We start from the raw sequence: 15,277 nt of genomic DNA, 5'->3' as shown, positions 1-15,277 counted from the left end.
TGAAAATAATAAAAAAAGAAATTAAAAAAAAATCCTAATGGATTTTTTCATAACAGATTCCTGCAAATTCATAAGCTATTTCAAACAACAGGAAGCATACAAATACCCAAATACTGAATGCTCCAAAAATAGCCAATAAAAATATAACTACCTTCATTGTAAATCTATACTCAAAAAATAGATTTACATACTTATTACTTATTTTTTTAGGTACCCATTCATGGCCAATTTCATCAGTTAAAGCAGATAAAATACAAATAAGCAAAACAGCAATGCTTAAAGAAGGAATTCCACCAATTATTACAAAAATTATGAATAAAACCAAGGTAATTACATGATGAACTCCATCTACCTTAAATGCAATCAAATTACCAATCAATATTCCAATAAAAATATATGCTGCTCCAACATTGATAACGGTAGCGATTGCAGAAGTAATGGCGCAGAATATGCCAATAATTGCAGCATACTGCTTATTATTGCTAACATCATAAGCATCATCTGAAAACTTCATGAAAAAACCAGATAATGCAAATAAAACAGCTAAAATTTCATAGTACATTTAATCACTGCTTATCTTATCTAAAGCTCCAGCCAAAATCAATGGGAATAACACAGTAACATCCCCAATTACAGTAGCTAAATCAGAACCGCATTTTGCCTTTGACCATGATTTTGCCTCTTCAAGAGGAGCACCGCTTAAACTACCTGATTCCGGCCTATCCATAGTAATTTGAATAGCTAAATCAAGTCCTCCTTTTAAAAGATTAGATGCTAAAGTATAATGTTTGGTTAAACCTCCCCCTAAAAGAATTCCGCCAACCTTCTCACTGTTAAAGACAATATCGGACAAATAATGCATATCTGCTACTGCATCAACAATGAAATCATGATCCTGGTTAAACATCCATAACTGAAGCCCAAACATGCTGTCAATTAAGCCTGGAGCAAAAATAGGAACGTTTTCACGGGCAGCATTGGCCAAAATTGAATTTTCATCATCAATTCTTAAACCTACCTCATATAACAATTCCTGAATGGAAATATGTGGTTTGACAGCTGAAATTTCTTCAAAAATCTCAATTATCCTTTTTTCAAAGACCTCAAAATCTTCAGAACTTGTAAAAACATCAGCTATTCTTCCAATTCCCTGTTCGTTTAACTCCTCATCGTCAGCTCCCATATCCTTATAATGAGAACCTCCAAAACTTTCAAGAAGATCGTGGGTAATATTTGCTCCGCTTGCCACAATTAAATCAACATGATGATTCTTAATCATATCGGCAAAGACATGGCGCAAACCTCCTGGAACTAAAGGACCACCCAAACTCATAAAAACATTTGTATTTTCATCTTCTATCATTTTAGCTAGCAAATTACAGGCCCTTCCTACTCTTCCAGCACCTAAAACTCCAGATCCTTCAAATTGATCAATTAATTCACTAACTTTCATATCTGGCTTAATATCAATTTGGTTAATTTTCATTAAATCACGATTTTAATCATTATTAGTTATTATAGGAAATTGTTTAAGGTTTGTAATACAGTCAATAAGATCTGTTCTAGTCACAATACCAAACAATTGATCATTTTCATCACTTACAATCAATCTTCCAAGTTCTTCTTTAAACATCAAATCAATTGCATTAGCTATTTTTGTATCTTTTGAGATAGTTAAAACTTTCGGAGTCATCAATTCCCCAACAGTCAGGTTTTCATCACCATTAGCTAATGTAGTAACAATATCAGTTACTGTAAACATGCCAACCACTTTACCATTGTCAATTACAGGAGCCCCATCAATTGAATTATCAGAAAAAATGGTTGCAACTTCTTTTATTGTAGAATCTGGACTGAGAGAAATAACATCCCTACTTGCAATCTCACCAACAAGTGTCTTTGGAATGCTTCTAATTGTATTGGTGTCAACAAGCAAGATATTGTCCATATCATCCCTTCCAACGATTTTACCAATTACGCCCAAGTTATTTACAGGTGTTGGACCTACTCTTACAACATCACCAAGATTCAAATCCTTAATGCTTCCAAGTACTTTAATAGCTGCTTCGCACTCTGTTGGTTGGGGAACACTTGTAAATTCTATTTTAGCTACAGTTACTCCATCCAACTGCTTTCCGTTTTTATAAATTGGAACTTGAGAATCTTTATCAGAAACAGAAATATTTAAAGAATGATATGCCTCAACTGTTGGTTTATATCCACCATGAGGACCTGGAACACCCTTTACTAAACCTAAACTTCTTAATGCCTGCATCTGGTTTCTTATTGTTCCAGGATTTCTGTTCATAACCTCAGCAATATCTTCTCCTTTAATAGATTTTCCATCAGAAGATTGATATAAGTTAATTAAATTTTGTAAAATTTCTTTTTGTACAGAAGTTAACATATTTTAAACCATTTTAAATAAATTATACATTATTTATGTTGAAGGTATATAATAAATATAATGATTTAACATTATAAATTAAATTCTAAAAAAAATACAATCAAAATAACAAACACGTGCCAATTGAAAAAAATAAAAAAAGGAATGAAAAAGCGATGAAAACTTTTTCTTATTCAACAAGTTGTTTTAAGTCGTTTCTGATGATTGAAGTTGCATCAAATCCTTTGATTGCATCAATCATTTCTGGGAATTTAGCTTTAGGAATCAATACGTTGATTTGTGAAAAATTAGGTCCCTTAGTGATTGTTGGTTCATCGGCACATAATTTATTTTCCACCAAATAATCACTGACTTCATCGATTTTTGATGTATCAATATTGAATTTTACATCAAAGTACTGTTTAGCGGTAATTGCTCCAAACAATTGGATGAAAATCATTTTTGCTTTTTCCATTTTCTCTCCAGTACAGTTTACACCAGCATAGAGACCTGCTGAAGAGTGAAGAATGGTTTCAAGTTCTTTAAGGCCTGCTTTTCTTAAACTACTTCCAGTTTGAGTATTGTCCACAATTAAATCCGCACCCTTTGCAATATATACTTCAGTAGCCCCATCAGAATTAATGACTTGCACTTGCTCATTGTCCCCATCAGTTAAACCACGAACTTGAACAAATGGAACTGCATCTCCAAAAATTTCCTGATATCCTTCATTTTCCATAATATGCTTTCTGGTTAAGTTTGGATATTCTGTGAAACATAATATAGGAGTGTCCCTATCCTTATTTTTTCTAAAGAAATCAGTTAAATCTTCATATGGTGATTCCTTTGGAACAGCCACTATCAAACGGGTTTGACCATAATCAAGATCTCCGATTTTAGTAATCTTATTATCCCTTAAGACTGACTCTTCTTTTACCCAATCTTCCCCAACAATAGCTATGTCCACCATACCTCTGTTTAATTCTACTGGAGTACTTTGAGGACGGGTCAAAAATGCTTTAATCTCATCATCGTTTAAAATAGATATTTCATAGGATTCATTTCCTGGCTCATATCCCCTAACTTCATATCCTGCATCTACGAATAATTGGTAAGTATTACCTCTGTTAACATTATTCAAACTACCTTTTGGAAGTCCCAATATTATTTTTCCGTTCATTTAAAAACCTACAATAAAATTTTTTTGAGTGTGAAATTTCCCACAATTATTATCATGGGAATACAAATGTTCATAATCATTAATATGATGATTATTTTTTACATTATGATTATTATCTGAATCTTTTTTAATATATTTATCGAATTTTTTAAAGTTAAATCTTGATGTTTCAAACAATTAGATGATTTCATATTACTCCGAACTCCAAAAAATCAGATAAAATTCAAATAATATATACTTTATCAAAATTAAATCTATAATCATGAGAACAAGAACTATCAAAAAGAACCGTGATGAAATCTCACAGTTGGGTTTTGGAGCTATGAGATTGCCCTCTAAAAATGGTAAAATTGACCGGGAAGAAGGGAAAAAACAGATTTATCATGGTATCGACAATGGAATTAACATTATTGACACCGCAGCCATGTATGGAAATGGAGATAATGAAAAGTTCCTGGGGGAAATATTACAAGGAGAATATAAAGATAAAGTAAAAATATCCACCAAATTACCAGCATTTCAAATAAAGAAGTATGAAGAAATGGAAAAAACCTTAGATAAACAACTGGAAAGGCTTCAAAGAGACACTATCGATTATTACCTACTTCACAACATTGACTTGAAAACCATGAAAAGGCTCATTAAAAAAGACGTTTTCAAGTTCCTTGAAAAGGCTAAAAAAGACGGGAAAATCAAATATGTGGGATTTTCATATCATGGAAAAGCCGACGAGTTTCCAGAGCTTGTGGACCTGTATGACTGGGACGTTGCAATGATCCAGTACAATTACTTTGATGACAATGCACAAATCAACTTTGAAGGAATAAAACATGCATCAGACAAAGGAATGGGAATTTTTGTGATGGAACCTTTAAAAGGCGGAATTCTTGGTGGAAAAATACCTCAAGAAGCTGAAGACGTGTTGAAAAAGGCCAATCCTAAAAAATCAAATGCTCAATGGTCCTTTGAATGGATTTTGAATCATGCTGAAATAACCTGTGTTTTTTCTGGAATGAACACTATCGAACAGATCGATGAAAACATAAGCTGTATTAAGGATTTGGAACCCCATTCACTTTCATTGGAAGAAATGGAAACAATTGAATACGTTAAAAGAATATTCAAAAACTTGATAAAAATAAACTGTGCAACATGCGGCTATTGCATGCCATGCCCTCAAAACGTTAACATTCCTGAATGCATGAAAGTATATAATGAAAAATTCCTATTTAATCAAAAGGGATTGATAAACAGAAGCCTTATCAATTATTTCACCTCTGTTGGAGGTGTTATGAATGACCAGACAAATGCAGGGCTTTGTAATAGCTGTAGAAAATGTTTAAGAAAATGCCCTCAACATCTAGACATACCAAAAGAACTCTCAAAGGTACAGAAAGAATTTGAAGGTCATTTCTTTGGATTTAAACTATGGTTCATCAAACATATCGGAATGCCAATATATCAAAAATTCTTTTAAATAATAAAAATAAATATAATTTGGAGGTTATAAAAATGAAACTTGAAGAATTACTCGCACCATGTCCAAAATGTGGATCTAAAGATAAAACCGCACATAGACGTATGTTAGACAATTATAAAGCACATGCAGAATTAGACACTGTAAAATGTGATGAATGCGGATATATCTTCCTTGTTAACGAAAATATGGAAGAAGATGAAAAGAAAAAAATAATTAAAGAACTAAACAAATACTACGGATAAAAATGACATTTCATGTAATGATAATTCCAACACTTAATTGTCCATCAAACTGCAAATATTGTTGGGGTTCAGAAAAAGAGAGTCCTGTAATGGATATTAAAATTATAGACCAGATTGTAGATTGGCTAAAAGATTTTAGAGATGATAAAGTTCATTTTACATTCCATGGAGGAGAACCCTTACTTGCAGGTTATGATTTCTACAAATATGCTCTTGAAAAGTTAAATACACTTCCAAATGTTGAAGGATATTCATTGCAAAGTAATATTTGGCTTTTAGATCAAGAATTGATTGACCTATTTAAAAAATACAATATTACAATAAGTACAAGTATTGATGGTCCTGAAGACATAAATGATTATCAGAGAGGAGAAGGATACTTTAAAAGAACAATGGACAGTTATCATCTAGCTAAAGATAATGGATTGAACATTAACTTTGTTTTAACCGTAACCGATTATTCTAAGGATTATAGTGATGAGCTTTATGACTTTTTTAAAGAAAATGAAATGAATTTAAAAATACATGCAGCTCTTCCATCATTACGTGGAGATAATGCTGATCCATGGACCCTTGATCAAGAGGAACATGGAAAATTGTTGGTTGATTGGCTGGACAAATACCTATACGATTTAGATAAATTTTCCATAATGGATCTGGACCATATAGCTAAAAGTACACTTAGAAGAAGAGGTACCTTATGCACATTTGCCGATTGTATTGGAGTAACTCTTGCTGTCGGTGCTGATGGATCCATCTATCCTTGTTATCGTTTTGTTGGGATGGATGACTATGTTCTTGGAAATGTGGGGGACAATCCTTCTTTTGAGGACTTGAAAACATCTGCAGCGTGGAAAAAACTTCAGGAATTTAAAGAATATGTTGAAGAAAACTGTAAAAAATGCAGACATATGAAATATTGTCTTGGAGGATGTCCATATAATGCAATTGTAGCTACAGGAACATCCAAAGCAGTGGACCCTCAGTGCACTGCATATAAAATGATTTTTGATGATGTTTCAAAAAAGGCAAATAAAGAATTTGCAAGAAATGCAATTCCTGGCCTTGCACAGCCAAAACCAAAAACAGAAGACGATCCTTATAGCATAATGGATTTAATGATGAAATAATTGAAATAACCTTCAATTATTTTTCTAAAATAGTAAAATTTTCTATTTTTAATGATATTTAATATATCAAACTTTTTTTCAAATTTATCAAGAAAATGTGGAATATTAAATTACAAAAATAAAAAAAAAGTAAGTAGGGCTAATTTCTACCCAAATCAGATAATTGTTTTTAGATATTCTATTAAATCATCTCTGGAATTAGAATCATCCAAAGCAAATTCAATAGATGTTTTTAACCATTCCAAACGATTTCCAATATCATATGTTTTACCGTCGAAAACAGCACCATAAATAGCGTCTAATTTTGATAAGGCATCTGTTAGCTGTATTTCACCACCAACACCGGGTTCTGTTTCTTCCAATTTGTCAAAAATATCAGGAGTTAAAACATAACGACCCATAATAGCTAAATTTGAAGGCGCGTGGTCTTTTAAAGGTTTTTCTACCAACTGATCTATCCTATAGATATCCTTTTCAATTTCCTCTCCTTTGATAATTCCATATCTTTCTACTTTTTCAATAGGAACCTCTTCAACTGCAATAGCTGAAGCATCATATTTATTGTAAACGTCAATCAATTGTTTTGTACATGGTTCCTTACCTTTTGTTATTGTATCTCCAAGCATTACAGCAAAAGGTTCATTCCCAATATGTTTTCTAGCACAATATATTGCATCTCCAAGTCCCTTTTGTTCTTTTTGACGAACATAACATATATCTGCCAAATCTGTAATTTCCCTTACTTGTTTTAGATAGTCATCTTTTCCTGCTGTCTGAAGAGTATATTCTAGTTCAAAGGATTTGTCAAAGTGATCTTCAATTGAACGTTTGTTTTTACCTGTTACAATTAAAATGTCATCGATTCCAGAAGCCACTGCCTCCTCAATCACATATTGAATAGTTGGTTTGTCAAAAACAGGTAACATTTCTTTTGGTTGTGCTTTAGTTGCAGGTAAAAATCTTGTTCCAAAACCTGCTGCCGGAATTACTGCCTTCATATTATACACCTAATCTATACTTTAAAATTAAATACATAAATAATTAATTAATCCATCACTTCTAGAAATTTATTTAAAATAGCTTCCTTTGAAGAATTTTTAAATATTACGGTTTTCTGAGAGGATTTTTCTCCTTTAAAAATAGCAACATCACAATCAAAAATATTAGACAGCTCTTTACAAATTTCCTTATTAGCCTTGCCCTTTTGAGGAACCTGTTTTATTCTGATTTCAATCCTATTTCTCCAGTCGTTGTAATCGGAAATTTCAAATTTTTTAGAGTTTGGAGAAACTTCAATATCTACCAAAACATTCCCTTCTTTGTCTGTTATTGCTTTTTCTAAATCATGAGACATAATAATCAAAAATAGTTAATATTTGTTAGAGTGCGGGGGACGGGACTTGAACCCGCGAAGGGACTAACCCAATAGGCCCTCAACCTATCGCCTTTGACCGCTCGACCACCCCCGCATTAAAGGGTAATAAAATCAGTATTTAAAAGTATGTTTAATATACTATATAAACTTAACCCAAATCCTACATTTTTCCAAATTTTAACATGTGGCTAAAATTCGATTACCCTGGACACGGAATGTCTTTCAGCAACGAAGATGTCAAAATCATCGGCATCGCATTCCTCGTGATATTCATTGATTCTCTGCTTGACAGTTTCCAATGCCTTTTCAGGAGTATTGTTGTCTTTGCTTAAATGTCCCAAAACAACACCCGCAACACCATCATGGAGAATCTTTTCAATTAGATGTGCACATAAATGATTGGACATGTGTCCCTCATTTCCCAATATTCTGCGCTTTAAAAATTCAGGATAATCCCCATTCCTCAACATTTCAATATCATGATTTGATTCCAAAAGCAAAGCGTTGCAATCCTTAAGCATTTCTGCAATTGCACCATCATAAATCCCCGTATCAGTCATTACAGCAGCTTTCTTGTCATTTTGAGTGAAGGTATAACCGCATGGCTCATTGGTGTCATGATATGTTTCGAATGGAGAAACTGTAATGTCACCTATTTCAAATGATATGCCTGTTTCTATGACATTAAAATAATCTGCATTGATTTTTCCCAAATCCTTCCTATTTTTTATACCTTCCATTGTTCCGGCAGTTGCATATATCTGAATGTCGTCATTTCTTGAAATAACCCCAAGGGCCCTGATATGATCAATGTGTTCGTGGGTTATAACAATCCCATCAATTTCATCGATGGAAACGCCAACCTCATTTAATCCTTCAGAAATTCTTTTTCTAGTGATTCCAGCATCCACTAAGATATGTGTTTCCTCTGTATCTATTAAAGTACAGTTTCCACTGCTTCCACTTGCAATACTAACCAATCTCATTTATATCACTAATTTAATAATAACTTTCATTTCTTTTTCCTGTTTTAAATCATCAATAAGATTCTTATCCAAATCTTTTGCAGCCTTATCTGCATTAATCATCAATGTTCTATTGCAGACATAATCGCTTTTTCGACAAACAATGTCACTCTGATGGGTCAAATCCAAATCCTCATGACCATAACCAACTATCTCATCATGGCCATTTTCAGTATCTAAAATAACATGAATTTCTGTGCTGGGATTAGCTATCTTAGATTTGAACTCCTCAGAAAAGTTATTCATAGTTTTATCCATAGCTACACCAATAATACAATCTGCAGTTGGTCCGATTTCAGGATCTGTTGTAATTTCAAATGTGGATTTATGATTTGAAGTTACATTTTTATGTCCTTTTGTAGTTATTTCAAAAATCATATACTTTAATATATTGAAACTTAATTATAAATATGAAAGGAACTTATTGTCTGATTGTTGATTTGGATAAAGACTCAATAATCAAAATCGGTAAAGTTTTGGGCGAAATTGAATTTAAGAAAGGCTGTTATGTGTATATCGGCTCTGCAATGAACTCACTTGAAGGGAGAGTACGCAGACATTTAAGTAACGATAAACGAAAACATTGGCATATTGATTATCTCCTATTAAATGATAGCACAAATGTATTAAATGTAATGATGCATGTATCTGATGAGAAAATGGAATGTGAATTAGCAAGACACATATCTGAAAATGAAAAAACGGTTCCGAAGTTCGGTTGTTCTGATTGTAACTGTGAAAGCCATTTGATATATTTTGAAAACTCCCAACTAGCAATTGAAAAAATAAAAGAAGCCTGTAAAAAGTTAAAAATCCAATACCTGACTTTAGAAGATTTCAACCATTTTCAATAGCCTTTATTAATTTGTGAGTTTCCTTTTCAACCTTTTTGTTGTTAAATGAACCTGCAATCCTTTTGATCGCATCCAAATTCTTAATGAAGTTGTCGAGCCATGCAAATATGTCTCCTGGATAAACCTGAATCTGATATTTTCTGAATAGCTTGTTTGAAATGTCAATAGGGTCGTTGCCCTTTAAACGCTCATTTATAATTACTTCACTAATTCCAAGTTGAAGACACCTGCAAAATGGCCTATCTTCACATTTGCATTTTAAGAAGTCAGATTGAAGAGCTATGATTGCATCCTGATATTTCTTATCCAGCTTTTCAATTGCCTCTCCGCTGGAAATGATGTCCAGTGTGGATTCTGCAAAAAGCCTTGTTGAAAATTTGATTTTTAATGCATTTGCAATTTGGTTATGAATAACAGAAGACAGATATGCATTTTCAAACATTTCCAAATCCATTGCAATAGCTAAAATCTTTACCTTCAATCTATTCATCTTATCCTTGTTTTTATAAAATGGAGATTGCTTAACATAGTTTTTAAGATAGCTCCTACTATCTAAAGAAGACCGGATGAACTCAGCATCGGGAATTGATAAAAATGACATTGAAACAGCCCTTCCATAATCAGTCACCCCTATTCTTGAATTTGGATCTATATCTATTAAGCCTAAATCTTCCAACTCATCAGCAGTTATTTTTAAGCTGACTGGAATATCAACCCCTTTATAAAAATCATGCAGCTGTTGCATGTTTTTAATTGATTTTGAAGAAATGTCTGCAAGGATTTGTTCATAGGCACTTTCTTCATCATACTCAATATAAACATCCTCGCTATCGCTTTCAAGAAGTTCTAAAGCCATTGCCTCTTCACTAACACCTTCAAAAGAGTTCCCAACTTCCGGCAAAAGATATACAATTCCCCTGTCATGATAGCTAGGTCTTCCTGCACGTCCAAGCATCTGTGAAAATTCATTAGGGGAAATCCACTTATTCCCCATTATTAAACTATCAAATATTACTTGAGAAGCGGGAAAATCAACCCCTGCTGCTAAAGCGGCAGTAGTTACAACAACGGATATTTTTCCTTTGTCAAAATCTTTTTCTATTTTCTCTTTCTTGTTATAGGATAAACCTGCATGATAAGCTGCGGCATTAATCTTTTTGTTTTGAAGATAATTTGCTATCTGATGAGTTTTACGCCTTGAATTGGTGAAGATTATAGTTTGCCCCCTATATCCTCTTGAAGATTTGGTATTATACTCCTTTTTAACTAATTTACTCATTAAAAAACGTTTTTCTGACTCGTTTCTTAAATAAACCAAATGCCTTTCCAATGGAACTGGCCTATTTGGATATTCCACCAGTTTCATGTTAAATTCTGAAGCTAAGAACTTGGGATTTTTAATGGTTGCTGAAAGACCAATCATTTGAGTGTGTGGATATAAATGTTTTATTCTTTTAATTAAGCCGTTTAAACGGGTTCCACGATCCTCATCGTCAATCATGTGAATCTCGTCAATTAAAACAACCCCCAAATCTTTAAGAGCCTTTGTATTGCCACTTCTTAAAAGATAATCAATGCCCTCATAAGTTGCAACAACTATATCTGCTTTTGAAATGTCTGAATCCGGAAGTTTAAGTTCTCCCTTTGCTTTAACACGATTACGACCTACCTTAATAGCTACATTTAATCCTAATTTTTTATATTTTTTTTTAAAATCCCTGTACTTCTGATTAGCCAATGCCACCAAAGGAGTTAGGAAAACAAATTTTTTACCATTCAAGGCCTGAGTTATTCCTGCAAGTTCGCCAACAAGTGTTTTACCACTTCCGGTAGCGCTTACAACAAGCTCGTCCTGACCTTTAAGAAGACCATCCTTAATAGCTAAAATCTGAACTGGAAGAAGTTTTTTATTACCGTTTTTAATAAGAATATCCCTAAACCTTTTAGGAATTTTAAGGCGTTTCATTTCAATGTCTGGTATTTTAATCTTTGACTTATTATCTATTCTATCAAATAACGTGAGGTTTTTATTTTTGATTGCATCAAAATTGGGAGAGAGTACTGATAATACTTCTGATAAGTTTCCAGTTTTTTCAAGCAAATTTTTAAGATTTCTAAAGATCTTTTTATCGAAACCCCTAATTTTGATTTCATTTTTTATTGTGTCATATGCACATTGTTTGCATATTACCTGATTGTTGTGCTTATATGAATAATCGGAGTTTACGATAGTGATATCCCCATCATATGCGCAGTAATCACAGACTTTTGTGTGTCTGACCTTGATATTGAGTGATTTTAAGTAATCCTCCACTTTTTTATCTCTGCTAGCAAGAAATACTGCCTGTGATCTTAGAAGCTTGATTACTTCTTGAGGAGGCATGAGCTTCTCGTTTAATGTGGAATTGTCATTATAGCTATAATCTGCTATGAAACGGTTAATTGAAATATTACCTTCATCATCCTCTTTGAATTTGATTGTTCCGACAAATTCAGGAGTCCTTTTGGTGTTTAACGCACCTTTTGGAGATCCTATTGGATATAATTTCCATTGTTTTTTTAATTTCTTTAAAACTAACATGTTCTCAAATATTTTTAAAAGAATTATAAGTCAATAATTTCCTCTTCAGAAAGACCAGTAGCAAAGGAAATTTCATCCAAAGGAAAATTATTATCTCTCATCCTCAAAGCAACTTCCTTCACACCTTCTGCTTTCCCATAATTATAAAGTCCACTCTATTCCTTGATTATCAATCTTAACCCCTACCTATCCTTTATTTCCGGTATTGTTTCACATAAATACAACTGTATTTCCTTAATATCTGTCCTTAAACTTGAATCCTTATCTTATTTGTAATCAAACATGCCTTCTTCAATAAAGATTCGATGCTCTCGTCAAATGAAGCATATGTAATTAATTTAAAGAGCAATAGTTCCTTGCCCGAAATTGTTTCATCGTTATTTATTTTATTTGTAATATTATTTAATATATGATTTGCTTTATATTTTCTTAATGTCTTGTTAATGTATCCTATCAGAATGTCCTCACAGACCACATTATTTATTTCTCCTTCTGTATTGTTGTCCAAATCCAGAACAACAGTCAATATTTTTTTCATTTCCATAAACGCACTTTATTAATTTATAAATTCCGATTTTGGCCAGTTTTTGATTGGGAAGACCGTTGCTTTGCACCTCCACATTTATTGAGACGCCTTCACTGGTTTCAATCAGGGTATCCATTTCGAACTTGTACTGTAAAATTTCCACAGATTCTGTTGCCCTTAATCTTTGAATGTGTAATCCAGCTCCAACAGATCCAAGAAATCCTGCTCATCGTCACCTATGATATGCTTCAAAAGATAATCATGGCGATGATATGGAACATTGTTTCTAACTAAACCATTTTCATCATCCAATTTTATCACCGGATTTTTAAATTTAAAATAAAAGATTATTACTACATTATTATTTAAAATAAGAATTATAAATAGTTTTTATTGTATTTAAAGTCAATATAGCCTATTTAATTAATTTTTAACACTTTAAAACAATATTTAATATGAAGATGAAAAGTTCTAAATAAAAGAAACATTTATAAACCTTTTTGTACTTAATATGAATTACTTAAAAAAGAGGTGAAAAATATGATTGATAGAGCATTAGCAGGAATAATTTCATTTTTCGTACCAGGACTTGGACAAATATTACAAGGAGAAAGTTATAAAGGAGGAGTTCTTCTTTTAATAGCTATCATTCTTTGGGTTTTAGGATTTGTAATGGGACCATTCTATGGGCCATACTTCTTCGGCATATTAACAATATATGCAATTATCATTGCAATAAACGCTTACAAAATCGAATAAATATAAGTTTCTCTAAAGAAACTTATTATTTAATTTTAAAACAATTTTCTTTTTTTATTTTGAAATTAATCAAAAGCATTCCCAGATATCCGTATTTTCTTATTAAAGGTACATTAACATACATTTATATACAATAACTTTTTTAAGTATAAGCACTTAAAGAGGTGAAAATATGGTAAATAGAATATTAGCAACAGTTGTAGGATTTTTCCTACCTGGAATAAGTCAAATATTTGAAGGCGCTGTTCAAAAAGGTGTAGGAATGTTTATTATTGCTCTAATTCTCTGGGCATTTATTCCATACTCATACTTAATTGCAGTGGCATCAATAATATATCAACTATACTCTGCCTATGATGCATACAAACTTAGCGAACACGAAGGAGTTTACAAATATCACGTAAGACTTAATTCCAGATTTGAATACTAAACTTCTTCATTTTTTTCTTTTTTTTTTTGAAATAAAACTTAATTGAGCAATTTTAACCTGGACTATTTTTAAAAAGAAGGTTAAAAATTAATTTATGGTCTTGTCATTAACATATACTTTATAACTGTTGAAATCTATGTTGAAACAATCCCCAGCACCATTCTCAAGCTGGAAACAAATGAATCACAAGCTAATTTATTTTTGAATCCTTAAAAAAGCACTAGATTATCATTGTTTACAATTCATTGTTTTTCAGATAGATAGGATTATGTTATCTGTTAAATATATTGAGTCTTACTTATTGGGATTATTTTACTTCCTCCTCTAAATCAGCCACTTAAAAATCTCTATCACCCTCATGGATAAAAAAGAAAAATAGAAACTATTCAATATAATCAAATCTAGTTTCCATAACAATGATAATGACAAGACCTGCAACAGCAGCTACAATGCATGTAACAATATCAAATATTCCTGTAGAAGCTGATTGAACAATGTTGACTGCAGGAATCTTAAGAGTACCTATCATTACACCTATTAAAAATGCCATTGTCATTTCCTTATAGTTTTCAAGCAAGTAATTTAAAAGTCTTGAAAAACCCAAAATACCAATAACTGCACCAACAATGAAAACGACTATCTCTACAATATTGAATGTTTCAATAGCATTAAGCATATGTTCATATTGGCCTAAAAGGAGCAATAGAAACGATCCTGAAATCCCCGGCAGAATCATTGCACAGATAGCTATCAAACCTGAAACGAACAATACCGGCAAAGAATGGTTAGCTGCAATCGGATTTAAGCTTACAAAAATATATGCCAAAACCAAACCAATTACTGTAAAAAATATATGTTTCAGACTTACCTTAGCAATTTGCCTATACAATACATAGGAAGAAGCCAAAATAAGACCTAAAAAGAAGGAATATGTAACTGCAGTGTATACATCCATACAATAAGTGATGACCTTAGCCAAACTTAGCATTGCTATACCAATCCCTAAAAGAAGTGGTATGAAAAACCTATAATCAATATCTTCCTCGAATTTCAACTTGAACTCGTTGAAATTTCCTTTCAGCAAAGGCTTTAGGCATCTGAACCTTATTTTACTAATCGCATGAACCAGATGTTCATATATTCCAGTGATTAAAGCTATTGTTCCTCCTGAAACCCCTGGAACAATATCTGCAGAACCCATTAATAAACCGCGAATAAAAATTAAAAATGGTTCTAAAAATTTACTTTTCATGTAATCTCCTCATTAAAAAAGTTAAAAACTATATAAAATAATATAGTTAAAACTTTT

Annotated in this window: 18 protein-coding genes and 1 tRNA gene; 6 read left to right on the top strand and 13 right to left on the bottom strand. The window is 32.3% G+C overall.

Features of this window, described 5'->3' with window-relative positions:
- Positions 1-34 precede the first annotated feature (34 nt).
- From Q4P18_RS07480 to Q4P18_RS07465, 4 genes are all read right to left on the bottom strand, one after another.
- Complete coding sequence (locus Q4P18_RS07480; protein WP_303337440.1) at positions 35-562, bottom strand: hypothetical protein; 528 nt, start codon at positions 560-562, stop codon at positions 35-37.
- Positions 563-1,486 (bottom strand): deoxyhypusine synthase, encoded by a 924-nt coding sequence (locus Q4P18_RS07475; RefSeq protein WP_303337438.1) that lies wholly within the window; start codon positions 1,484-1,486, stop codon positions 563-565. It abuts the gene before it with no gap.
- A 12-nt stretch (positions 1,487-1,498) separates the two neighbouring features.
- The gene (locus tag Q4P18_RS07470; protein WP_303337436.1) at positions 1,499-2,407 is read right to left on the bottom strand and encodes a CBS domain-containing protein; all 909 of its coding nucleotides are present in this window, start codon (positions 2,405-2,407) and stop codon (positions 1,499-1,501) included.
- Positions 2,408-2,576: 169 nt separating this feature from the next.
- Positions 2,577-3,566 (bottom strand): ATP phosphoribosyltransferase, encoded by a 990-nt coding sequence (locus Q4P18_RS07465; protein ID WP_303337434.1) that lies wholly within the window; start codon positions 3,564-3,566, stop codon positions 2,577-2,579.
- Between the two features lie 262 nt (positions 3,567-3,828).
- On the opposite strand from Q4P18_RS07465, the gene Q4P18_RS07460 reads away from it, so the two are divergent.
- The 3 genes from Q4P18_RS07460 to Q4P18_RS07450 are packed head-to-tail and all read left to right on the top strand — an operon-like array spanning position 3,829 to position 6,418.
- A complete protein-coding gene (locus Q4P18_RS07460) occupies positions 3,829-5,043 on the top strand; it encodes an aldo/keto reductase (protein ID WP_303337432.1) in 1,215 nt (404 codons plus the stop codon).
- Between the two features lie 35 nt (positions 5,044-5,078).
- Complete coding sequence (locus Q4P18_RS07455; protein ID WP_303337430.1) at positions 5,079-5,288, top strand: TIGR04165 family Cys-rich peptide; 210 nt, start codon at positions 5,079-5,081, stop codon at positions 5,286-5,288.
- A gap of 2 nt (positions 5,289-5,290) precedes the next feature.
- Positions 5,291-6,418: a TIGR04083 family peptide-modifying radical SAM enzyme gene (locus Q4P18_RS07450; protein ID WP_303337427.1), complete on the top strand. Its 1,128-nt coding sequence runs from the start codon at positions 5,291-5,293 to the stop codon at positions 6,416-6,418.
- A 155-nt stretch (positions 6,419-6,573) separates the two neighbouring features.
- Here Q4P18_RS07450 and galU read toward each other — a convergent pair whose 3' ends face one another.
- The 5 genes from galU to Q4P18_RS07425 all read right to left on the bottom strand — a co-directional run bounded on the left by galU (position 6,574) and on the right by Q4P18_RS07425 (position 9,196).
- A complete protein-coding gene (gene galU / locus Q4P18_RS07445; protein WP_303337425.1) occupies positions 6,574-7,416 on the bottom strand; it encodes a UTP--glucose-1-phosphate uridylyltransferase GalU in 843 nt (280 codons plus the stop codon).
- Positions 7,417-7,463: 47 nt separating this feature from the next.
- Complete coding sequence (locus Q4P18_RS07440; protein ID WP_303337423.1) at positions 7,464-7,772, bottom strand: DUF167 family protein; 309 nt, start codon at positions 7,770-7,772, stop codon at positions 7,464-7,466.
- A 31-nt stretch (positions 7,773-7,803) separates the two neighbouring features.
- Positions 7,804-7,887 (bottom strand) — tRNA-Leu (locus Q4P18_RS07435).
- A gap of 94 nt (positions 7,888-7,981) precedes the next feature.
- Entirely contained in the window at positions 7,982-8,779 is a 798-nt protein-coding gene (locus tag Q4P18_RS07430; RefSeq protein ID WP_303337421.1) for an MBL fold metallo-hydrolase, read from the bottom strand.
- On the bottom strand, positions 8,780-9,196 hold the full coding sequence (locus Q4P18_RS07425) for a DUF371 domain-containing protein (RefSeq protein WP_303337419.1): 417 nt from the start codon (positions 9,194-9,196) through the stop codon (positions 8,780-8,782).
- Positions 9,197-9,228: 32 nt separating this feature from the next.
- On the opposite strand from Q4P18_RS07425, the gene Q4P18_RS07420 reads away from it, so the two are divergent.
- Positions 9,229-9,672: a DUF123 domain-containing protein gene (locus Q4P18_RS07420; RefSeq protein ID WP_303337417.1), complete on the top strand. Its 444-nt coding sequence runs from the start codon at positions 9,229-9,231 to the stop codon at positions 9,670-9,672.
- Here the strand turns inward: Q4P18_RS07420 and Q4P18_RS07415 are convergent.
- From Q4P18_RS07415 to Q4P18_RS07405, 3 genes are all read right to left on the bottom strand, one after another.
- Complete coding sequence (locus Q4P18_RS07415) at positions 9,656-12,253, bottom strand: DUF5814 domain-containing protein (RefSeq protein ID WP_303337415.1); 2,598 nt, start codon at positions 12,251-12,253, stop codon at positions 9,656-9,658. The two genes, Q4P18_RS07420 and Q4P18_RS07415, sit on opposite strands and share 17 nt — an antisense overlap.
- 247 nt (positions 12,254-12,500) lie before the next feature.
- Complete coding sequence (locus tag Q4P18_RS07410; RefSeq protein WP_303337413.1) at positions 12,501-12,797, bottom strand: hypothetical protein; 297 nt, start codon at positions 12,795-12,797, stop codon at positions 12,501-12,503.
- Positions 12,798-12,956: 159 nt separating this feature from the next.
- Positions 12,957-13,091, bottom strand: a complete 135-nt coding sequence (locus Q4P18_RS07405; protein WP_303337410.1) for a hypothetical protein — start codon at positions 13,089-13,091, stop codon at positions 12,957-12,959.
- A gap of 228 nt (positions 13,092-13,319) precedes the next feature.
- Between Q4P18_RS07405 and Q4P18_RS07400 the strand changes: the two genes are divergently transcribed.
- Positions 13,320-13,538: a hypothetical protein gene (locus Q4P18_RS07400; RefSeq protein WP_303337408.1), complete on the top strand. Its 219-nt coding sequence runs from the start codon at positions 13,320-13,322 to the stop codon at positions 13,536-13,538.
- A 172-nt stretch (positions 13,539-13,710) separates the two neighbouring features.
- Positions 13,711-13,968 (top strand): hypothetical protein, encoded by a 258-nt coding sequence (locus tag Q4P18_RS07395; RefSeq protein WP_303337406.1) that lies wholly within the window; start codon positions 13,711-13,713, stop codon positions 13,966-13,968.
- Between the two features lie 382 nt (positions 13,969-14,350).
- Here Q4P18_RS07395 and Q4P18_RS07390 read toward each other — a convergent pair whose 3' ends face one another.
- Entirely contained in the window at positions 14,351-15,169 is an 819-nt protein-coding gene (locus Q4P18_RS07390; protein WP_303337533.1) for a DUF368 domain-containing protein, read from the bottom strand.
- Between the last annotated feature and the right edge of the window lie 108 nt (positions 15,170-15,277).

Source organism: Methanobrevibacter sp. (genome assembly GCF_030539665.1).
Taxonomy (GTDB): domain Archaea; phylum Methanobacteriota; class Methanobacteria; order Methanobacteriales; family Methanobacteriaceae; genus Methanocatella.
This window is presented reverse-complemented; position numbering and strand designations above follow the sequence as displayed.